This window comes from Streptomyces sp. C10-9-1 (genome assembly GCF_024497955.1).
Lineage (GTDB): Bacteria > Actinomycetota > Actinomycetes > Streptomycetales > Streptomycetaceae > Streptomyces > Streptomyces sanyensis.
This window is the reverse complement of record NZ_JANHKP010000014.1, coordinates 150,553-170,282: the sequence shown is the minus strand read 5'-3', so window position 1 is coordinate 170,282 and position 19,730 is coordinate 150,553. Positions and strand designations below refer to the sequence as shown.

At 75.3% G+C, this 19,730-nt stretch carries 16 protein-coding genes; 14 read left to right on the top strand and 2 right to left on the bottom strand.

Features of this window, described 5'->3' with window-relative positions:
- The first annotated feature begins 53 nt into the window (after window positions 1-53).
- From NPS70_RS21025 to NPS70_RS21010, 4 genes are all read left to right on the top strand, one after another.
- Window positions 54-503, top strand: coding sequence for an organic hydroperoxide resistance protein (locus NPS70_RS21025; RefSeq protein ID WP_256525902.1), 450 nt, complete (start codon window positions 54-56; stop codon window positions 501-503).
- Between the two features lie 53 nt (window positions 504-556).
- The gene (locus NPS70_RS21020) at window positions 557-1,747 is read left to right on the top strand and encodes a serine hydrolase domain-containing protein (protein ID WP_256525901.1); all 1,191 of its coding nucleotides are present in this window, start codon (window positions 557-559) and stop codon (window positions 1,745-1,747) included.
- A 23-nt stretch (window positions 1,748-1,770) separates the two neighbouring features.
- The gene (locus NPS70_RS21015; protein WP_256525900.1) at window positions 1,771-2,583 is read left to right on the top strand and encodes an SDR family NAD(P)-dependent oxidoreductase; all 813 of its coding nucleotides are present in this window, start codon (window positions 1,771-1,773) and stop codon (window positions 2,581-2,583) included.
- Window positions 2,584-2,662: 79 nt separating this feature from the next.
- A complete protein-coding gene (locus NPS70_RS21010) occupies window positions 2,663-3,205 on the top strand; it encodes a hypothetical protein (protein ID WP_256525899.1) in 543 nt (180 codons plus the stop codon).
- Between the two features lie 58 nt (window positions 3,206-3,263).
- Here NPS70_RS21010 and NPS70_RS21005 read toward each other — a convergent pair whose 3' ends face one another.
- Together NPS70_RS21005 and NPS70_RS21000 are read right to left on the bottom strand one after the other, a co-directional pair.
- Window positions 3,264-4,898 carry a penicillin-binding transpeptidase domain-containing protein gene (locus tag NPS70_RS21005; protein WP_256525898.1) on the bottom strand — a complete coding sequence of 545 codons (1,635 nt, stop codon included), beginning with the start codon at window positions 4,896-4,898 and terminating at the stop codon, window positions 3,264-3,266.
- Between the two features lie 180 nt (window positions 4,899-5,078).
- Window positions 5,079-6,803, bottom strand: coding sequence for a phospholipid carrier-dependent glycosyltransferase (locus NPS70_RS21000; RefSeq protein ID WP_256525897.1), 1,725 nt, complete (start codon window positions 6,801-6,803; stop codon window positions 5,079-5,081).
- 61 nt (window positions 6,804-6,864) lie between these two features.
- Between NPS70_RS21000 and rsmI the strand changes: the two genes are divergently transcribed.
- From rsmI to NPS70_RS20950, 10 genes are all read left to right on the top strand, one after another.
- Window positions 6,865-7,731, top strand: a complete 867-nt coding sequence (rsmI, locus tag NPS70_RS20995; protein WP_256525896.1) for a 16S rRNA (cytidine(1402)-2'-O)-methyltransferase — start codon at window positions 6,865-6,867, stop codon at window positions 7,729-7,731.
- A 151-nt stretch (window positions 7,732-7,882) separates the two neighbouring features.
- Complete coding sequence (locus NPS70_RS20990; protein ID WP_256525895.1) at window positions 7,883-8,296, top strand: hypothetical protein; 414 nt, start codon at window positions 7,883-7,885, stop codon at window positions 8,294-8,296.
- A 132-nt stretch (window positions 8,297-8,428) separates the two neighbouring features.
- On the top strand, window positions 8,429-9,313 hold the full coding sequence (locus NPS70_RS20985; RefSeq protein ID WP_256525894.1) for a TatD family hydrolase: 885 nt from the start codon (window positions 8,429-8,431) through the stop codon (window positions 9,311-9,313).
- A 100-nt stretch (window positions 9,314-9,413) separates the two neighbouring features.
- The gene (locus tag NPS70_RS28755) at window positions 9,414-10,319 is read left to right on the top strand and encodes a ubiquitin-like domain-containing protein (protein ID WP_308315035.1); all 906 of its coding nucleotides are present in this window, start codon (window positions 9,414-9,416) and stop codon (window positions 10,317-10,319) included.
- A 9-nt stretch (window positions 10,320-10,328) separates the two neighbouring features.
- Window positions 10,329-11,189 (top strand): 16S rRNA (adenine(1518)-N(6)/adenine(1519)-N(6))-dimethyltransferase RsmA, encoded by an 861-nt coding sequence (rsmA, locus tag NPS70_RS20975; protein ID WP_256525893.1) that lies wholly within the window; start codon window positions 10,329-10,331, stop codon window positions 11,187-11,189.
- The gene (locus NPS70_RS20970; protein ID WP_256525892.1) at window positions 11,186-12,100 is read left to right on the top strand and encodes a 4-(cytidine 5'-diphospho)-2-C-methyl-D-erythritol kinase; all 915 of its coding nucleotides are present in this window, start codon (window positions 11,186-11,188) and stop codon (window positions 12,098-12,100) included. The genes rsmA and NPS70_RS20970 overlap by 4 nt, the downstream gene beginning before the upstream one ends.
- Window positions 12,101-12,210: 110 nt before the next feature.
- A complete protein-coding gene (locus tag NPS70_RS20965) occupies window positions 12,211-13,554 on the top strand; it encodes an acyltransferase (RefSeq protein ID WP_256525891.1) in 1,344 nt (447 codons plus the stop codon).
- 221 nt (window positions 13,555-13,775) lie between these two features.
- Window positions 13,776-15,587 (top strand): ABC-F family ATP-binding cassette domain-containing protein, encoded by a 1,812-nt coding sequence (locus NPS70_RS20960; RefSeq protein WP_256525890.1) that lies wholly within the window; start codon window positions 13,776-13,778, stop codon window positions 15,585-15,587.
- A 402-nt stretch (window positions 15,588-15,989) separates the two neighbouring features.
- Window positions 15,990-17,762: a PQQ-binding-like beta-propeller repeat protein gene (locus NPS70_RS20955; RefSeq protein WP_256525889.1), complete on the top strand. Its 1,773-nt coding sequence runs from the start codon at window positions 15,990-15,992 to the stop codon at window positions 17,760-17,762.
- 56 nt (window positions 17,763-17,818) lie between these two features.
- Window positions 17,819-19,729 (top strand): PQQ-binding-like beta-propeller repeat protein, encoded by a 1,911-nt coding sequence (locus tag NPS70_RS20950; RefSeq protein WP_256525888.1) that lies wholly within the window; start codon window positions 17,819-17,821, stop codon window positions 19,727-19,729.
- Window position 19,730: the final 1 nt, after the last annotated feature.

The window sequence follows — 19,730 nt, the reverse complement described above, 5'->3', positions numbered from 1 at the left end:
CGTTGTGCACGATGCAGTTTCGGCGGTGAACGCGACAGATCCGGGGACGCACCGTGAGCGAACAGACCGACCCCCTCGACACCCGGCCCACCCGGATCGTGTACGTGGCCGAGGCCACCGCCCACGGCGGCCGCGAGGGCTATGTCACCAGCCACGACGGCCGGATAGACCTCCGGGTCGCCGCTCCGCCCGCCCTCGGCGGCGACGGCCTGGGCACCAACCCGGAGCAGCTGTTCGCCGCGGGGTACAGCGCCTGCTTCCACAGCGCCCTGGTCATCGTCGGGCGGCGCGCCGGACTCGACCTGAGCGGGTCCACCGTCGCCGCCAAGGTGGGCATCGGCCCCAACAACGCCCGCGGCTACGGGCTCGCCGTGGCCCTGAGCGTCTCCCTGCCCCTGGTCGACCAGGACCTCGCCGCCCGGCTCGTCTCGGCCGCGCACCAGGTCTGCCCCTACTCCAACGCCACCCGCGACAACATCGACGTGTCGATCCTGCTGAGCTGAGCCCCGCCGCCCCCGCGGCCGGGGGCACCGCCGGGGCGTTGCACCATGGGGGGATGCACGCGAGCGAGGGAGCACAGGTGGGGGACGTCCGGGGCACGGTGGCCGAGGGCTACGAGGCGGTCGCCGACGCCTTCGCCCGCAACGCCGAGCAGCGCGGCGAGCGCGGCGCGGCCGTCGCCGTCTACCGGCACGGCCGCAAGGTCGCCGACCTGTGGACCGGCACCCGGGACGTCGACGGCACCGAGCCCTGGGCCGTCGACACCGCGCAGGTGGTGCGCTCGGCCACCAAGGGCGTGGCGGCCGCCGTCGTCCTGCTGCTCCACCAGCGTGGCCAGATCGACCTGGACGCCCCGGTCGGCACCTACTGGCCCGAGTTCAAGGCCGCGGGCAAGGAGCGGGTGCTCGTCCGCCATGTGCTCTCCCACCGGGCCGGACTGCCGGTGCTCGACCAGCCGCTCACCCCGGAGCAGGCACTCGACGGCGTCTCCGGGCCCGCGGCGCTCGCCGCGCAGGCCCCCGTCTGGGAGCCGGGCGCCGAGCACGGCTACCACGCCCACACCTACAGCTGGCTGCTCGGCGAGCTCGTCCGCCGGGTGACCGGGCGCCCCATCGGCCGCTGGGTGGCCGAGGAGATCGCCCACCCGCTGGACCTGGACTTCTGGATGGGCCTGCCCGAGGAGGAGGCCCACCGGGTCGGCCGCGTCGGTCCCGTGCCCGAGCCCGGACCGGCCCAGGGCGGAGGGCCCAGGCTGCGGCCCAAGCGCTCCGTCGCCGCCGCCTACGAGGACCCGGACTCGCTCACCCGCCGCGCCTTCTCCGCCGTCGCACCGCCGCCCGACGAGAACGCCCCCGCCTACCGCGCGGCCGGCCTGCCCGGGTCGGGCGGCATCTGCACCGCCCGGGCCCTGGCCCGCTTCTACGCCGCGACCATCGGCGAGGTCGACGGCGGCCGCCGCCTCTTCGCCCCCGCGACCCTGACCCTCGCCCGGACCGAGGAGTCGGCGGGCCCGGACCGGGTGCTCGTCGTGCCCACCCGCTTCGGGCTGGGCTTCATGCTCCACGGGCCCGCCGCCCCGCTCCTCGGCCCCGGCTCCTTCGGCCACCCGGGGCGCGGCGGCTCGCTCGGCTTCGCCGACCCCGAGTCGGGCACGGCCTTCGGCTATGTGACCAACGGGCTGCGCAAGGGCGTCACCGCCGATCCCCGCGCGCAGGCCCTGATCCGCGCGATACGGTCCACGCTGTAGGGGGTCCGGCGAGGGGGAGTGCCATGAGACGGTTCGACGGGTACGGGGTCCTGGTCACCGGCGGGGCGCGGGGCATCGGCGCCGCGATCACCCGCCGCCTCGCCTCCGAGGGCGCCAGGGTGCTCGTCGCCGACGTCGACGCCGAGGCCGCCGAGGAGACCGCGGCCGCGGTCGACGGCGCCGAGGCATGCCGGGTGGACGTGGCCCACCGCGCCGACGCAGAGGCGGCCGTCGCCCGTGCCGCCGAGCGCTTCGGGCGGCTCGACGTGCTCGTCAACAACGCCTTCTCCGCGATCGACCATCCGGGCCCCTTCGAGGAGCTTCCCGACCAGGAGTGGGCCCGCGACCTGGACATCTGCCTCGGCGGCGCGATGCGGTGCGCCCGCGCCGCGCTGCCGTCCCTGGCCGCCGCCGGGGGCCGGGGCGCGATCGTCAACATCGGCTCCGTCAACGCCGAGCAGTCCTTCGGCGGCCACGCCTACAGCGCGGCCAAGGCCGGGCTCGCCTCGCTGACCCGCACCCTGGCCGCCGAGGCGGCGCCCCGCGGCGTCCGGGTCAACCAGGTCAACCCCGGAACGGTGCGCACCCGCGCCTGGGAGGGCCGGCCGGAGGTCCTCCGCGCACTGGGGGAGGTCTACCCCCTCGGGCGGGTCGGCGAGCCGGAGGACATCGCGGCCGCCGTGGCCTTCCTCGCCTCCGGTGACGCCGCCTGGATCACCGGGACCACGCTGCGGGTCGACGGCGGCCTGCTGGCCGTCAACACGCAGTTCCTCCGGCTGACGGGCCAGGACGGGGGGCCCGCGGGCCCCCCGGAGGCGGGGCCGGCACCGATGTGAGGCCGGCCGGCGCGGCCGGACCGGTCGCGCCGGCCGACCGGGCCTTCCCGGCCCGTTCGCCGTTTGCCATGATCTTGTCATGGACCGCGAGACCTCGCCCGTGTACCAGGCCCGCTACGGCTTCGACCTCAGGACCTCGATGATGGTGGCGCTCTCCGCCGCCTTCACGGCGGCCCTGCTCCTTCCGGACACGCCCCTGTTCGCCCAGGTGCTGGGGCTGCCCCTGTTCGGAGGGGGCGGGCTGTTCATGGCGTACACGGCGCTCAGCCGCAGGGTCGCGTTCCGGGTCGACGGGACGGGCGTGCTCCTCGGCGGGAGCCCCGCCCGGTACCAGGCCACCACCGCCCACGTGCCCTGGGAGGACATCACGGGCTTCGTGCTGTGGCGCCAGGCCGCGGGGTCCGCCTCCGTGCCCTACGTCGGCGTCACCCGGCGGGAGGGCGCCCCCTCGCTGCCCGGGGACGGCCCGAAGGCCCATGCCGCCCTGCGCCTCCTGGTGCCGGTGCCGCCCGGCACCGCGGTCTCCTCCCGGGCGGTGACCGGGTGGCACTTCGACAAGGAGCGGCTGGAGGCCGCCGTCGCCCACTTCGCCCCCGGCACCCCGGTGCTGGACGGCCACTGAGGGCACCGCACGGCCGAGGGCGCCCCGGGGCGCGTACCACCCGGGCGCGCCCCGCCCCTCAGCGGGCGCCCAGCACCGCCGCCACCACGGGGCCGGCCGCGTCGCCACCGTGGCCGCCCGCGGACACCACGGCCGCCGCCGCCAGGTCGTCCGCGAAGGCCGTGAACCAGGAGTTGGACTGCCCCTGGCCGTCGACCTCGGCCGAACCGGTCTTCGCGCCCTTGTCGCCGCCGACCGCGGCCATGGCCTCGGCGCCCGTGCCGCCCGGCGCCGCGCCCGCCCGCATCAGCCCGCGCAGGGTCTCGGCCATGCCGCCCGGCATCCGCTGGGCGACGGCCAGGGGGCGGTCGTCGAGGGACGCGGGCACGATCACCGGCTGGCGGAAGCCGCCGTCCTTCACGGTGGCCGCGATCGAGGCCATGTTGAGGGCGTTCATCTGGACCCGGCCCTGGCCGATGTAGGACGCGGCGGTCTCGGAGCCCGTGGAGGCGGGCACCGAGCCGTCGCGGGTCACGACCCCGCTCTGCCAGTCCTTCCCTATGCCGAAGTACTGCGCGGCCGTCTCGCCGAGCGCGCTGCCGGCCGCGGCGCCCAGCGGCTTCACGGGCTTGATGAAGGTCGTGTTGCAGGAGCGGGCGAAGGCCGTGCGCAGGGTGGCGCCGGGCACCTCGAACTTGTCGAGGTTCTGGAAGGTGCGCTCCCACACGACCGTGGGCGGGCACTCCACCGGGGAGTCGGCGCCGTTCACCAGCCCCCGGTCCAGCATCATCGCGGCCGTCACGATCTTCATCGTGGAGCCGGGGGCCTGACCGCCCTGGAGCGCCGTGTTGAAACCGGCGGCGGGGCTGTTGGCCACCGCCCGGATGTGCCCGGTGCTCGGCTCGACGGCGACCACGGACGCCTTGCCGTAGCGGCTGACCGCCTGCTCCGCCGCGGCCTGCACACCGGCGTCCAGATAGGTCGGCACCGTGCCGGGCTCGCCCTCCGCCAGGGTCAGCAGGGTCCTGTCCGGCACGCTGCCGTCGTCGGAGGCGAGCACCAGCTCCACGCCCGCCGTGCCGCCCGCCTCGGCGCCGTACTTCTCGCGCAGCTCGTCGAGGATCCCGGCGAGCGAGGGGAACTTCTCGGCGGTCAGCTCCACCCCGTCCCTGTCGACCGCCCTGATCGGCGGCGCGGTGGACTCGGAGGTGCTGAGCGAGGTTCCCTCGGTCAGCTCGGGGTGCACCACCGAGGGGTCCCAGTCGACCACGGCCCGGCCCGTGCTCAGCCCGCGGACCACGGTGAGGCGGGAGGCGTACTCCCAGGTCTCGGAGGTGCCCTCGTACTCCACGGTCGCCGAGACGGTGAACGGGACGGTGGCTCCCGTCGCCGGTCCCGGGGTGATCTCCGCCCGGGTCACGTGGGCCGACGCGGAGTACCCGGCGAGCACCGCCTCGGCGGCCACCGGGTCGTTGGTCAGCCGTGCGGCCGCCGAGCCCTCACCGGACGCCCAGGCGGTCAGGAAGCGTCCGGCGGCCTCCTCCGTCTCGGCCGCGTCCGGCGGCCCGGTCTTCCTGGGGGCGGACCTGGTGGAGAGCCCCCCGTCCCCGCCGTCCGCGACCGAGCCGACGAGGTTCCACCCCGCGTACCCCACGCCCCCGGCCACGACGGCGAACACCCCGCCGACGACGGCGACCTTCATCCCGCTGCGCATCCCCCTGCAACCCCTCCCCGAGGTGTGCGCACCCCTGGGTCTGAACATGTTCAAGGGGCGCGTCGGGTGCAGCCTACGGGACGGGTGAGCCGCGAGCGGCGGCCGTTATCCGACCGGGACGCGACCGCACGGATCCGGCCGACGCGGCTTCGGCCGGATCCGTGCGTCCGCCGCACGCCCTCAGATCCACATGTCCAGCCACATCCTGTTGCGCCACTCCTCCATCGGGAGCGGAGCGCCGGTGTAGATCGGATGGAAGTAGACGAAGTTCCACACGATCAGCAGCACCAGCACCCCCGAGCCGATGGCGCCCACCGCCCGCCGCCGCTCGTCGCAGCCCGCCGGGCCGAGCAGCGCGCCGATCATCATCGCCACCGCCAGGCACAGGAAGGGGACGAACACCACCGCGTAGAAGTGGAAGATCGTGCGCTCCTGGTAGTGCAGCCAGGGCGCCCAGCCGGCCAGGAAGGCGCACAGGATCGCCCCCGCCCGCCAGTCGCGGCGGAACAGCCAGCGGTAGCCGACGTACAGCAGGGCGAAGCAGGCCGCCCACCACAGCAGGGGGGTGCCGAGGGCCAGGACCTCGCTCGCGCACTTGTCCGCCGTGCCCTGCGGGCAGCCGCCGGTGCCCGGTGCGACGTCCTGGTAGTAGTAGGAGACCGGGCGCCCGACGACCAGCCAGCTCCACGGGTTCGACTCGTAGGTGTGCCCGTCGGTGAGGCCGACGTGGAAGGTGTAGACCTGCGACTCGTAGTGCCACAGGCTGCGCCACCAGTCCGGGAACAGCCAGCTCCAGGAGCTGTCCCGCCCGGGACCGGAACTCGCCCACTGCCGGTGGTAGCCCCCGGAGGTGGCGATCCAGCCGGTCCACGACACCACGTACGTCGCGAGCGCCACCGGCACCGTGGAGGCGAACGCCGGGACCAGGTCGCGGCGGAGCACGGCCGCGTACGGGCGGACCGCACCCGCGGTGCGCCGCGTCCCGACGTCCCACAGCACGCTCATCACACCGAAGGCCGCCAGGATGAACAGGCCGTTCCACTTGGTCCCGGCGGCCAGGCCCAGCATCACGCCCGCGGTCAGCCGCCAGGGCCGCCACCCCAGGCGCAGGGTCTCGGCGACGGTGCGGTCGGGCCGCAGCACCCCGTCCCCGTCCACCGGGAGGGCCGCCGCCATGCGGCGGCGGCTCGCGTCGCGGTCCAGCAGCAGCGCACCGAAGGCGGCCAGCACGAAGAACATCAGCACCAGGTCGAGCAGCGCGGTACGGCTCATCACGAAGTGCAGCCCGTCGACCGTCAGCAGCAGCCCCGCCAGGCAGCCGAGGAAGGTCGACCGGAACAGCCGCCTGCCGATCCGGCACAGCATCAGCACGGACAGCGTGCCGAGGACGGCCACCATGAACCGCCAGCCGAACGGCGTGAAGTCGAAGAGCTTCTCGCCGAGGCCGATGACCCACTTGCCGACCGGCGGATGCACCACGTAGCCCGGGTCGGCCGGCGGCAGCACCGCCGATCCGTCCCGCAGGATGCGCTGGTCCACGTCCTTGGGCCAGCTGCCCTCGTACCCCTGGTTGACCAGCGCCCAGGCGTCCTTGGCGTAGTAGGTCTCGTCGAATATCACCGCGTGCGGCCTGCCGAGGTTCCAGAACCGCAGCAGTCCCGCGATCAGGGCCACCAGCAGCGGGCCGCCCCAGGCGGCGATCCGCGCCAGCACGGCGCCGTCGCCGGGCCGCACCCCCAGCGCCCGCCAGAACCCGGCCGACGGGCGGACGAAGGGCGGCACGAGGCGGTCGCGCAGGCCGGTCACGGGGCGGGGCACGTAGCCGAACCGGCGCAGCCGGTCGAGCCGCCCGGGCTGCGGCCCGGCCTCCTGGCCCTCGATGGTGTGGGGCGCGGTACTGGTCACCGCGCCATCGTAGGGAACGAGGCCGTGCCCGTGGCGGCTGCCGTCCTGGGAGGATGGAGTCGTGACTTCCAAGCCCGGCACCCTCGTCCTCGCAGGCACCCCCATCGGCGACGTCGCCGACGCACCGCCCCGGCTCGCCGCCGAGTTGGCGGACGCCGACATCGTCGCCGCGGAGGACACCCGGCGGCTGCGCCGCCTCACCCAGGCGCTCGGTGTGCAGACCTCCGGGCGCGTCGTGTCCTACTTCGAGGGCAACGAGGCCGCCCGGACGCCCGAGCTGGTCGAGGCGCTCGCCGGAGGTGCCCGGGTGCTGCTGGTGACCGACGCGGGCATGCCCTCGGTCTCCGACCCCGGCTACCGGCTGGTCGCCGCCGCCGTCGCGCGGGACCTCCGGGTCACGGCCGTGCCCGGCCCCTCCGCCGTCCTGACCGCCCTGGCGCTGTCGGGTCTGCCGGTGGACCGCTTCTGCTTCGAGGGCTTCCCGCCCCGCAAGGCCGGGGAGCGGCTGGGCCGGCTGCGCGAGGTGGCCGGGGAGCGGCGCACCCTCGTGTACTTCGAGGCCCCGCACCGCCTCCACGACAGCCTGGCGGCGATGGCCGAGGTCTTCGGCGCGGACCGGCGGGCCGCCGTGTGCCGGGAGCTCACCAAGACCTACGAGGAGGTCCGCCGCGGCGGCCTCGGGGAGCTGGCCGAGTGGGCCGCGGAGGGCGTCCGGGGCGAGATCACCGTCGTCGTCGAGGGAGCGCCCGCCGCGGACCCCGGCGATCTCGGCCCCGAGGAGCTGGTGCGCAGGGTGCGGGTGAGGGAGGAGGCGGGGGAGCGGCGCAAGGAGGCGATCGCGGCGGTGGCCGCCGAGGCCGGGCTGCCCAAGAGGGAGGTGTTCGATGCCGTCGTGGCGGCAAAGAATGCGGCACGGCCCGCACCGTGAGACGGTAAAGGACTATCGTAAAAGGCAAAGCGCAGACCGTGCCCCGGCCGTCAGTGCATGGGAATCCCCAAATGCGCGCCATATTGTCGGAAGGCGCCTGTGCGCTCCCGCCGGAAAGGGCGTCCACTGGACACAGTGGAGAGGAGCTGGCATGAGCGAGATCACGGACACCACCCCTACGGTGCACGAGGCCTATTCCTTCGCCTGCATGCGCTGCGGATACGGCTGGGAGCAGTCCTACGAGATAGAGCACCACGTCGACACCAAGGGCCGGGCGTTCGTCGTCTACCGGGCGGACGGCGAGCGGGTGCCGTCTCCTCTGTCCAGCCCCACCTGCCTCAACTGCGGGGGGCACGTCGTCCGCATCATGCGGGCCGGGAGGGTCTCGACCGTCCAGGAGTTCATGGAGCACGGCCACGCCACCGAGCCCCACGAGGACCGGCCCGCGGCCGCCTCCGTGCCGGCACCCGCCGCCGAGGAGCCGCGGCCCTCGTCCGAGGCGGCCCCCACCGGTCGGCACCGGCGCCTCTCCGACCTGCTGCACCCCTTCCACCACCGCAGATGAGCGGTGCCGCCGGGGCCGGTCGTCCACCGGGCCGGGCCCCGCACCGCGGACGGGCGGCGGCCCGTCGCCCGCACCCTCCGGCGGAACGCGCCGGTGTGGGGGGCGGGGGGCGGGCCTCGTAGGATCGCGCCCATGAGTTCGAAGTCCGCACCGCCGCCGCTGCCCGAACCGCTCGGGGTGGCGGTCGCCGATTCGCACACCCACCTGGACCTCCAGGACGGCACCGTCGAGGAGGCCCTTGCCCGGGCCGCCGCGGTGGGCGTCACGACCGTGGTGCAGGTGGGCTGCGACGTCAAGGGCTCCCGCTGGGCCGCCGAGACCGCCGCCGCCCACCCGCAGGTGCACGCGGCCGTCGCCCTGCACCCGAACGAGGCCCCCCGCCTGGTGCTCGGCGACCCGGGCGCCGATCCGTCCGGGCCGGGCCGGGTGCGGCCCGGGCGCGAGGCGGGGGGCGACGCGGCCCTCGACGACGCGCTCGCCGAGATCGACCGCCTGGCCGCCCTCGACGAGGTGCGGGCCGTGGGCGAGACGGGGCTCGACTACTTCCGGACCGGCCCCGGGGGAATCGCGGCCCAGGAGCGCTCCTTCCGCGCGCATATCGAGATCGCCAAACGCCACGGAAAGGCGCTGGTGATCCACGACCGGGAGGCGCACGCCGACGTGCTGCGCATTCTGGCGGAGGAGGGCGCACCGGAGCGCACCGTGTTCCACTGCTTCTCGGGCGACGCGGACATGGCGCGCGTCTGCGCGGCGGAGGGCTATTTCCTGTCCTTCGCGGGCAACGTCACCTTCAAGAACGCGCAGCCGCTGCGCGACGCGCTCGCCGCCGCCCCCGCGGAACTGGTGCTCGTGGAGACCGACGCGCCCTTCCTCACCCCCGTGCCGTACCGGGGCCGCCCCAACGCCCCCTATCTGATCCCGGTCACCCTGCGGGCGATGGCCGCGGTCAAGGGGCTCGGCGAGGACGCCATGGCGGCGGCCGTCGCCGACAACACCGCACGCGCCTTCGACTACTGACCCTCCAAGCCCCCGGGAGGACGCCCCCGCCGTCCCGCCGGGCCCCCGGAGGGACGCCCCCGCCGGTGACCGATCGGGCTCCCGGAGCGTTGTGCCCGGCGTGCAGGGCAGACATCCCCCGGCGTACCCCGCCGCACCGGCCGCGGCCCCCGCGGCCGCGCCGACCCTCGTCGCCGGCTCGGCGCGGCGGTCGCGGCCGCCCGGCGCCGCCGTGCCCCCGCCGCCCGGCGCGCCGGGCCGCCCGCCCGCCCCGACGCCCCGGGCACCGGCCGCCCCCGCCGATCCCGGGCACACCGTCCTCGACGTCCGGGTCGCGGCCGCCTACGCCCCCACCGTCGCCCACCTGGACCTCTCCGAGGCCCCCGGGACCGCCCCGCCCCGCGGGGAGGGCGCGCCCCCGCCGGCCCGCCGCCGCGCCCGCAGGGGTGCCCGGCGGCGCGGCGGGCGGCGCGCAGGGCGCGGTGCCCGGCGCCGGGCACCGGCACCCGGCACCGGGGCGCTGCGGCGGCTCCTGCCCCGGGCCCTGGTCCTGGCCTTCCTGGCGGGCGGCACCACCGCCTTCCTCGCCGCGGACAAGGAGGTGCGGCTCTCCGCCGACGGCGACTCCCGCACCCTGCACACCTTCGCCGGGGACGTCGAGGCCCTGCTGCACGAGGAGGGCCTCCTGCTCGGCCCGCACGACACGGTCTCCCCGCCCCGGGCCGCCGGACTCGACAGCGGCGACCGCGTCGAGGTCCGCCGCGGACGGCCCCTCGTCCTCACCCTCGACGGCCGCCGCCGCACCGTGTGGACCACCGCCGCCACCGTGGACGAGGCGCTGCGCGCCCTGGGCGTGCCGGCGGACGGGCCCCGCCCGGCGGCCGCCCGCACGCCCATCCCCCCGACCGGTCTCGCCCTCGACGTCCGCACCGGGCGTACCGCGCCCCTGCCGGCCGGCCACCCAGAGGCGCGCCCGAGCGCGCCCGGTGCAGCGGGTGGCGGATCCGCCGCCGCACCGCGGCCGTAGGCTGTATCGGTGAGCACCACTGACCCCGACGCCCTGCTCGGCCCCGCCGACATCCGAGAACTGGCCGCCGCGCTGGGCGTACGCCCGACCAAGCAGCGCGGGCAGAACTTCGTCATCGACGCCAACACCGTCCGCCGGATCGTGCGCACCGCGGAGGTCCGGCCGGACGACGTCGTCGTCGAGGTGGGCCCCGGACTCGGCTCGCTGACGCTGGCCCTGCTGGAGACCGCCGACCAGGTCGTCGCCGTCGAGATCGACGACGTGCTGGCCGGGGCCCTGCCGGCCACGGTCGCCGCCCGGCTGCCCGAGCGGGCCGAGCGCTTCCGTCTCGTCCACTCGGACGCCATGCGGGTGCAGGAACTGCCCGGGCCGCCGCCCACCGCGCTGGTCGCCAACCTGCCGTACAACGTGGCCGTACCGGTGCTGCTGCACATGCTGGAGCGCTTCCCGAGCATCGAGCGCACCCTCGTCATGGTGCAGGCCGAGGTGGCCGACCGGCTCGCCGCCCGGCCGGGCGGCAAGGTCTACGGGGTGCCGTCCGTGAAGGCCAACTGGTACGCGGAGGTCAGGCGGGCCGGGGCCATCGGCCGCAACGTCTTCTGGCCGGCCCCCAACGTCGACTCCGGCCTGGTGTCCCTGGTGCGCCGCAGCGAGCCGCTCGCCACCACCGCCTCCCGGGCCGAGGTGTTCGCCGTCGTCGACGCGGCCTTCGCGCAGCGCCGCAAGACCCTGCGCGCAGCCCTGGCGGGCTGGGCCGGGTCGGCGGCGGCGGCGGAGGCCGCCCTGGTGGCGGCAGGCGTCTCCCCGCAGGCACGCGGGGAGTCGCTGACGGTGGAGGAGTTCGCGCGGATCGCGGAGGCGAAGCAGTGAGTGTCACCAGGGGCGTCACGGTACGGGTGCCGGCCAAGGTCAACGTCCGCCTCGCGGTCGGCGGAGCCCGGCCGGACGGCTACCACGACCTGGCCAACGTCTTCCTCGCCGTCGGCCTGTACGACGAGGTCACCGTGGCCGAGGCCGCGGCACCGGCCGTCACCTGCGAGGGCCCGGGGGCCGGCCAGGTGCCGCTGGACCGCACCAACCTCGCCGTCCGCGCCGCCGAACTCCTCGCCGCACGGCACGGCATCACCCCGAACGTGCACCTCCACATCCGCAAGGACATCCCCGTCGCCGGCGGGATGGCGGGCGGCTCCGCGGACGGCGCGGGCGCCCTGCTCGCCTGCGACGCCCTGTGGGGCTGCGGCTCCTCGCGGGAGGAACTGCTCTCGCTCTGTGCCGAGTTGGGCTCCGACGTGCCGTTCAGCCTGGTCGGCGGAGCGGCACTCGGCACCGGCCGGGGCGAACTGCTCACCCCCCTGGAGGTGGGCGGCGCCTTCCACTGGGTGTTCGCCATGGCGGACGGCGGCCTGTCGACTCCCGCCGTCTACGCCGAGTTCGACCGGCTGAACCGCGGTACCGAGGTCCCGACCCCGGCCGCCTCGCCCGCGCTGCTGGAGGCACTGCGCACCGGCGACACCGCGGGCCTGGCGGACGCCCTCGGCAACGACCTCCAGCCGGCCGCCCTCTCGCTGCGCCCCTCCCTCGCGGCCACCCTGGCCGCGGGCACGGACGCCGGAGCGCTCGCCGGACTGGTCTCCGGTTCGGGCCCCACCACGGCCTTCCTGGTGAAGGACGCCGAGGCCGCCGAGTCGGTGGCCGCCGCGCTGCGGGCCTCGGGCACCTGCCGCGAGGCACGTCCGGCCCTCGCTCCGGCACCCGGGGCGACGGTCGTCGCCGGGGGCTGAGCACTCCGCCGCGGCACCGCGCGCCCGGTCACGGCGGCGCCGGGTACTCAGACGGGACCTGAGTACCCGGGCGCTGTCCGCCGCCCCGGGCGGGCGGCACCGTGGCCCCCATGACCACGACCACCGTCCGCGAGCTCGCCCGGAACACCCCCGGAACCCGCGACCGCTACGCCGACCTGCTGCGGGTCGCCTCACTCGCCACCGTCGTCTGCGGGCACTGGCTGATGGCCGCCGTCACCGCCGACGGGCGGGTCGGCAACCTGCTCGCCTCCCTCCCCGGGCTCCAGGTCCTGACCTGGGTGCTCCAGGTGATGCCGGTCTTCTTCTTCGTCGGCGGCTTCGCCCACGCGCTCACCTTCCGGTCCCTGCGCCGCCGCCTTCCGGCGCGGAGCGTCTACGCGGCCTTCCTGCACGGCCGGTCGCGGCGGCTGCTGGTGCCCACCGCGGCGTTCGTGCTCGTCTGGACGGCCGCGGCCCTGGTCGCGGCCGTCCTCGGCGCGGACCGCGGGCCCGTGGGCGCGGCGCTGCGACTGGTCGCGCAGCCGCTGTGGTTCATCGGCGTCTACCTCGCCGTGGTCGCCCTCACCCCGCCGCTGCTGCGGCTCCACGAGCGGGCCGGAGCCCGGGTGCCCCTCGCCCTCGCCGGGGCGGTCGCCGCCGTCGACCTGCTGCGCTTCGCCTTCGGCGTGCCGTACGTGGGGTACCTCAACTTCGCCCTCGTCTGGCTCGCCGTCCACCAGCTCGGCTTCCTGCGCGCGGACGGCATGATCCGGCGCCCCGGCCTGCTCGCCGCCGGCGGACTCGCGGGCGCCGCCGCGCTGGTGGCCCTCGGCCCCTATCCGCTCTCCATGGTGGGCATGCCCGGCGAGGAGGTCTCCAACATGGCCCCGCCGACCCTCGCCCTGCTCTGCCACGCCCTCTGGCTGGTCGGCGCCGTGGAGCTGCTGCGCGGGCCCGGCACCCGGCTCGCGGGCAGGGCGCGCGTGTGGCGGGCGGTCGTCGCCGCCAACGGGGTCGCGATGACCGCGTTCCTGTGGCACCTGACCGCGATGCTCGGTGTCTACGCGGCGCTGCTCGCCGTCGGTGCGCCGCTGCCCGCACCCGCCACGGGGGCCTGGTGGGCGCAGGTCCCGCCGCGGCTGGCGGCCGCCGCGGTGTTCACCGCCCTGCTGGTGGCGGTCTTCCGCCGCTTCGAGATGCCGGGCACTCCGGGTGCCTCGCCCCGGCCCGGTTCGGGACCCCTCGCGGCGGTCGGCGCCGCACTCTGCCTCTTCGGGGTGCTGGGCCTGTCCCTGGTGGGCTTCGGCGGCATCCTGGACGGCCGGACCGCCGTGCTCGTCGCGGTGCCGGTCTCCGCCCCGTCCGCGCTCGCCATGGTGCTGGGCGGCTGGCTGCTCGTCGCCCGGGCCGGCCGCCCCTCCGCACCGGTCGAGCCGCGCGTGTGGCGGCGCTGAGGGGCGGCGCGCGGGCTCGGGGGCGCTCCGCCGCCCCCCCCGGCGGACCGGCGCGCGGGCCCGCAATGCGGCGCGCGGCGCGGCGGGGGACGCCCCGTGCCGGGTGCGCTCCGGGGACGCGGCGACGCGGCGGGGTGCCGCGGCCGCCGTCGTGCGCCCGCCGGGGACCGCGGCACAGCCCTTAGGCTGGGACGTCGTTCGTTCCCCCTGGCAGGAGAGTCATGGCCGTCAACCTGGTCAACGTCGAGGCAGTCAGCAAGGTCTACGGCACCCGTGCCCTGCTGGACTCCGTCTCGCTGGGCGTCTCCGAGGGCGACCGCATCGGCGTCGTCGGGCGCAACGGCGACGGCAAGACCACCCTCATCCGGATGCTGGCCAAACTGGAGGAACCCGACAGCGGGCGGGTCACCCAGAGCGGCGGGCTGCGCCTCGGCGTGCTGACGCAGCACGACTCGCTCGACCCCGAGGCCACCATCCGGCACGAGGTCATCGGGGACCTGGCCGACCACGAGTGGGCGGGGAACGCCAAGATCCGCGACGTTCTCACCGGCCTCTTCGACGGCCTGGACCTCTCCGGCTTCCCGCAGGGGCTCGACACCGTCATCGGCCCGCTGTCCGGTGGCGAGCGCCGCCGGATCGCGCTCGCCAAGCTGCTCATCGCCGAGCAGGACCTGATCGTCCTCGACGAGCCCACCAACCACCTCGACGTCGAGGGCATCGCCTGGCTCGCCCGCCACCTCCGCGAGCGCCGCTCCGCCCTCGTCTGCGTCACCCACGACCGCTGGTTCCTCGACCAGGTCTGCAGCCGGATGTGGGACGTCCAGCGCGGAGCCGTCCACGAGTACGAGGGCGGCTACAGCGACTACGTCTTCGCCCGGGCCGAGCGCGAGCGGATCGCCGCGACCGAGGAGGCCAAGCGGCAGAACCTGATGCGCAAGGAACTCGCCTGGCTGCGCCGGGGAGCGCCCGCGCGCACCTCGAAGCCGCGCTACCGCATCGAGGCGGCCAACGAGCTGATCGCCGACGTGCCCCCGCCCCGCGACACCTCCGAGCTGATGAAGTTCGCCTCCGCCCGGCTCGGCAAGACCGTCCTGGAGCTGGAGGACGTGACCGTCCAGGCCGGTCCCAAGGTCCTGCTCCGGCACGTGACCTGGCAGCTCGGGCCCGGCGACCGCATCGGCCTGGTCGGCGTCAACGGGGCCGGCAAGACCTCGCTGCTGCGCGCCCTCGCGGACGCCGTCCGCACCGGGGGCGAGGTGCAGCCGGCCGCGGGCCGTGTGGTGGTCGGCAAGACCGTCCGGCTCGCCTACCTCTCCCAGGACGTCACGGAACTGCCCGGGAGCCTGCGGGTGCTGGAGGCCGTGCAGCAGATCCGGGACCGGGTGGACCTGGGCAAGGGGCGGGAGATGACCGCCGGTCAGCTCTGCGAGCAGTTCGGCTTCGCCAAGGACAAGCAGTGGACCCCGGTCGCCGACCTCTCCGGAGGCGAGCGGCGCAGGCTCCAGCTGCTGCGCCTGCTGATGGACGAGCCGAACGTGCTCTTCCTCGACGAGCCCACCAACGACCTGGACATCGAGACCCTGACCCAGCTGGAGGACCTCCTCGACGGCTGGCCGGGGTCGATGGTGGTCATCTCGCACGACCGGTTCTTCGTCGAGCGGACCACCGACCGCACCTTCGCCCTGCTCGGCGACGGCGCGCTGCGGATGCTGCCGCGCGGCATCGACGAGTACCTGGAGCGCCGGGCGAGCCTGGTGGCGGCCGCCGCCCCGGTGCCCGCGGCGGCGCCCGCGCCGACGGCGGGCAGGGAGCGCTCGGCCGCGGACGCGCGCGCCGCCAGGAAGGAGCTCCAGCGCATCGAGCGCCGGCTCGACAGGATCTCCGACAAGGAGACGACCCTGCACGCGCAGATCGCCGACAACGCCACCGACTTCGAGAAGGTGGCGAGGCTGGACGCGGAGTTGCGTGAACTCGGGAGCGAGCGCGAGGAGTTGGAGATGCAGTGGCTGGAGCTGGCGGAGGACGCCGGCTGAACGGGCCCCCCGGCGCACCCCACTCCCCTGGCCGCGGGGCGCCGGAGGCGGCGGCTCCGGCCGTGAACTCCCGTGCCCGGGCGCCGGTTCCGTGGCCGGATGTGGTTCGTGGAGGCGCCGTGGAAAGCGCATAACAACAGCGTCACGGGCCGGTCCTCCCTTGGGAACAGGGGAGAAGCGGCCCGTTTTCGCGTTCGTCGCGGGTGATACAAAGAAGCGCGCCCGACCACGGTCGGCCGAAAAGAAACAAGCGACGGACACGTCCGATCAGCTCCTTCCGGACCTGGGTGCTCCCACCGCGCCCCGGACGCCGGTGCACACGGGGGTGGGGGACCTTTCGGCAGCGCCCGGGCGGGAGACCGACGGGGTGCCGGGAGCAGCAGACCGGAGGAGAAGTACGCCATGACACAGCCGCCGCAGCCGGGCTTCGGAGCCCCCGAGGACCCGCAGGGCGTCTCCCCGCGGCCCGCGCAGCCTCCCCAGGCTCCGCCCGCCGGCCCGCCGCCCGGCTACGGCTACCCGCAGGCCGGGCAGCCGGGCCAGGCCCCCGGCTACGGCTACCCGCAGGCCGGGCAGCCCGGCCCGTACCAGCAGCCCGGCCCGTACCAGCAGCAGCCCGGCCCCTACAACCAGCCGGGCCCCTACGGCTACCCGGGGCAGCCCCAGTACCCCGGCGCCCCGACCCCGCCCCCCGGCAAGCGCCCCGGCTCCCCCTTCAAGGGCAGGACCGGTGCCGTCGTCGCCGCCTCCGTTGCCGGCCTCCTCCTCGTCGGCGGCGGGACGTACCTGGCGCTGAGCGGCGGCGGGAAGAAGGACGCCCCCGTCGCCGCCGAGTCCGGCGCGGCGACGCCGACCCCCGCCGCGGACGCGGACGGGGGCGGGGACGAGGTCGACAAGGGCGACGGCAAGGGCCCCGGCGGGGGCCGGGAGCAGGCGGAGGACCTCAACGCCGGACGCAAGGACGGCGAGTCCAGGGTCCTGTTCCTCACCAAGAACGACGTCGACCTGCCCCGCGGCGGCGCCCGGGTCTTCGGCCCGTGGACCGTCGGCGACACCGTGGTCAAGGCCATGTACCGGGAGATCGCCGGGTACTCGGTGAAGGACGGCACCAAGAAGTGGAGCGTCCCGGTCGCCACCACCGTGTGCTCGGCGCCCGACGCCCCCTCCGCCGACGGCCGGATCGTCTTCGGCATCGAGGACGGCCTGACCGACAAGGCCAAGTGCAACGACCTCCAGATGGTCGACCTCAGGACCGGCAAGGCGGGCTGGAAGAAGTCCATCCCGAAGCCGAGCGGCGCCTTCGCCTCCCTGGCCGACTACACGCTCGCCATCTCCGGCAGCACGCTGGCGGTCGCGGGCGGCAGCAACTCCCACGGCTTCTCGCTCGCCGACGGCAGGCAGCTGTTCGGCAAGCCCGCCGGCGACTGCAAGCCCTTCGCCTTCGCGGGCGGCCCGAAGCTGATCGCCGCCGCCAGCTGCCCGACGGGCGACTACAAGAACCCCAAGCAGCAGCTCCAGGGGATCGACCCGGCGACCGGCAAGCCGCGCTGGACCTACGACACCCCCGAGGGGTGGGAGATCGACAAGGTCTTCTCGGTGAGTCCGCTGGTCGTGTCGATCAGGCAGAACGAGCCCAAGAAGTGGTCGATCCTGTCGCTCACCGACAACGGCAGCCAGCGGGCGACGATCCAGGGCGGGGACGACTCGTACGCCCCCCGCTGCAACGGCGGCGCCTTCGTCGTCTTCGGCCAGAACCTCCAGGGCTGCACCGGCGTGGCCGCGGACTCCCGCTACTTCTACATGGCGACGGACACCGGCTTCGGCAAGGCCAACGAGGTCGTGGCCTTCGGCCTGGACACCGGCAAGCCGGTCTGGCGCACCAAGGCCCCCGCCGAGCGGGAGATGACCCCGCTGCGGATGGAGGGCGGCCGGGTCCTCGTCTACATGACCGCCCGCCACGACACGGGCGGCACCCTCGCCACCATCGCCCCGGCCGGCGGCGCACCGAGGACGGTGCTGCAGAACCCCGCCTCGACCGCGCGGATCGAGAGCTCCTTCCACTCGCCGAGGACGGCGTACGCCGACGGCCGCTTCTTCCTCGCCAGCGGGCGGGTGAGTGCCAGCAACGACGAGGAGGAGCTGGAGACGAAGACGCTGATGGGCTTCGGCTCCTGACGCCGCCCCGTCCTCCGCTCCCCGCCTTTCCCTCCCGTACGACGAGGTAGACGCAGATGACCCAGCCCCCGCCGCCCCACCAGCCCCCCGCGGATCCCCCGTCCGGGAACTCCGGGGGCGAGACCCCGGCCCCACCGCCGCAGGGTCCGCCCGCCGCCGGTCCCCCGGCCGGGCGCCCGGCAGGCGAGGCCCCCGGCGCACCGGCCTCCCAGGGCTTCGGGGCGCCCCAGGAGCCGCCCGCCGGAGGCTTCGGCGCACCCGTCCCGCCGCCGGCCGGGGCACCGCAGGACGCGGGCGCCTACGGCTACCCGCAGGGCCCGCCCCCCACCCAGCCGTTCGGGGCCCCGGGGGCCGCGCCCACCCAGCCCTACGGCCATCCGCAGCAGGGCGCCCCCGGGCAGCCGTCCTACGGCTATCCGCAGCAGGGCGCCCCGGGGCAGCCGCCGTACGGCTACCCCACCCAGCCGACGGCGCCTCAGCCGGGCCCCGGCGGACGCCGCGGGATCAGCACCTCGACGAAGATCGTCATCGCGGCCTGCGTCGCGATCGTGCTGATCGTCGGCGGCGGCATCGTCTACGCCTCGGTGAGCGGCGTCGAGGGCAAGGAGGAGGCCGGCAGCAGCGCCGGGGGCTCCTCAGGGGGCCAGGGGGGCCAGGGCGACTCCGGCAAGGCCCCGGACGGGTCCGGTCAGGAGAAGCCCGGCGCCCGCACCGCCTCGAAGGTCGCCTACCAGCTGCCCGAACCCGCCCGCGAGGACCTGATGGCCGTCCCCGGCTCCTGGGTGACCGACAAGACGTTCGTGAAGCCGGGCGCCGACTCGCTCGTCGGCTACGACGTGGCCGAGGGCACCGTCCTGTGGACCACGCCGCTGCCCGGCCAGGTCTGCGGAGCCTCCCGCCACACCACCGAGGACGGCCTGACCGCGATCCTCTTCGAGGCCAGGAAGCGCACCGCCCCCAAGTTCTTCGAGCGCTGCACCGAGGTCGGTGTCGTCGACCTGGGCACCGGCGCCCTGAAGTGGAGCACCTCCGTCAGCGGGGGCACCACGGGGGACGACAAGACGCAGTTCGAGCAGGTGACGCTGAGCGGCGCCACGGTCGCCGCCGGAGGGCTCTACGGCGGCGCCGCCTTCGACCTCGCCACCGGAAAGGTCAAGTGGAAGCCGACCGTCGACGCGCAGAACTGCCGCGACATCGGCTACGGCGGGGGAGAGGCCCTGGTCGCCGTGCGCACCTGCGGCGAGTACGGCAGCCGCACGGCGACCGTGCAGCCGGTCGACCCGGACAGCGGCGCCCCGCTGTCGAGTTTCGCGATGCCCGACGGCGTCGAGGACGCCCGGATCGTCTCCACCGACCCGCTCGTGGTCGCGGCCGACGTGGGCGACACCGGCTCCTACGGCATCTCGGACTTCTTCTCGATCGATGCCGCGACCGGCAAGCTGCGTGCCAAGATCGCCGCTCCCGGCGACAACTACCTGGCCCGCTGCTCGGCCAGCGACGGCGTGGAGGGCTGCCAGTTCGTGCTGGTGGGGAACGGCAAGCTCTACCTCCCGACCGCCGAGCACGAGGGGAGCGCCGACAGCACGGGCCGCACCAACGAGATCGTCGCCTTCGACCTGGCCACCGGGAAGGGCGCACCGGAGCGCGCGGACGCGGGAGAGGGCTACTACGCGCTGCCGCTCCGCATGGACGGAGGCAACCTGATCGTCTACAAGCGGCCCCCCTACGACAAGGGCGGGCAGGTCGTCAGCATCGACGGGGCCACGTTCAAGGAGACGCTGCTGCTGGAGAACCCCTCGGACCGGTCGGTGAGGGACGTCGAGACGCGCTTCACGGAGAGCGGGTCCGAGTACCGCTACCACGCGGGCCGGTTCTTCATCTCGCAGGACCTGCTGAGCAAGCCCCGTGAGAACGACTCGCAGTTCGGCAAGGAGTACCTGGCGGTCGCCTTCTCGGCCGTCGACTGAC

Excerpts from the sequence above, each read along its gene's own strand:
- NPS70_RS21020 (WP_256525901.1), top strand. The coding sequence starts at position 557 with ATGCACGCGAGCGAGGGAGCACAGGTGGGGGACGTCCGGGGCACGGTG.
- NPS70_RS21015 (WP_256525900.1), top strand. The coding sequence starts at position 1,771 with ATGAGACGGTTCGACGGGTACGGGGTCCTGGTCACCGGCGGGGCGCGG.
- NPS70_RS21010 (WP_256525899.1), top strand. The coding sequence starts at position 2,663 with ATGGACCGCGAGACCTCGCCCGTGTACCAGGCCCGCTACGGCTTCGAC.
- NPS70_RS21005 (WP_256525898.1), bottom strand. The coding sequence starts at position 4,898 with ATGCGCAGCGGGATGAAGGTCGCCGTCGTCGGCGGGGTGTTCGCCGTC.
- NPS70_RS20990 (WP_256525895.1), top strand. The coding sequence starts at position 7,883 with ATGAGCGAGATCACGGACACCACCCCTACGGTGCACGAGGCCTATTCC.
- NPS70_RS20985 (WP_256525894.1), top strand. The coding sequence starts at position 8,429 with ATGAGTTCGAAGTCCGCACCGCCGCCGCTGCCCGAACCGCTCGGGGTG.
- NPS70_RS20965 (WP_256525891.1), top strand. The coding sequence starts at position 12,211 with ATGACCACGACCACCGTCCGCGAGCTCGCCCGGAACACCCCCGGAACC.
- NPS70_RS20960 (WP_256525890.1), top strand. The coding sequence starts at position 13,776 with ATGGCCGTCAACCTGGTCAACGTCGAGGCAGTCAGCAAGGTCTACGGC.
- NPS70_RS20955 (WP_256525889.1), top strand. The coding sequence starts at position 15,990 with ATGACACAGCCGCCGCAGCCGGGCTTCGGAGCCCCCGAGGACCCGCAG.
- NPS70_RS20950 (WP_256525888.1), top strand. The coding sequence starts at position 17,819 with ATGACCCAGCCCCCGCCGCCCCACCAGCCCCCCGCGGATCCCCCGTCC.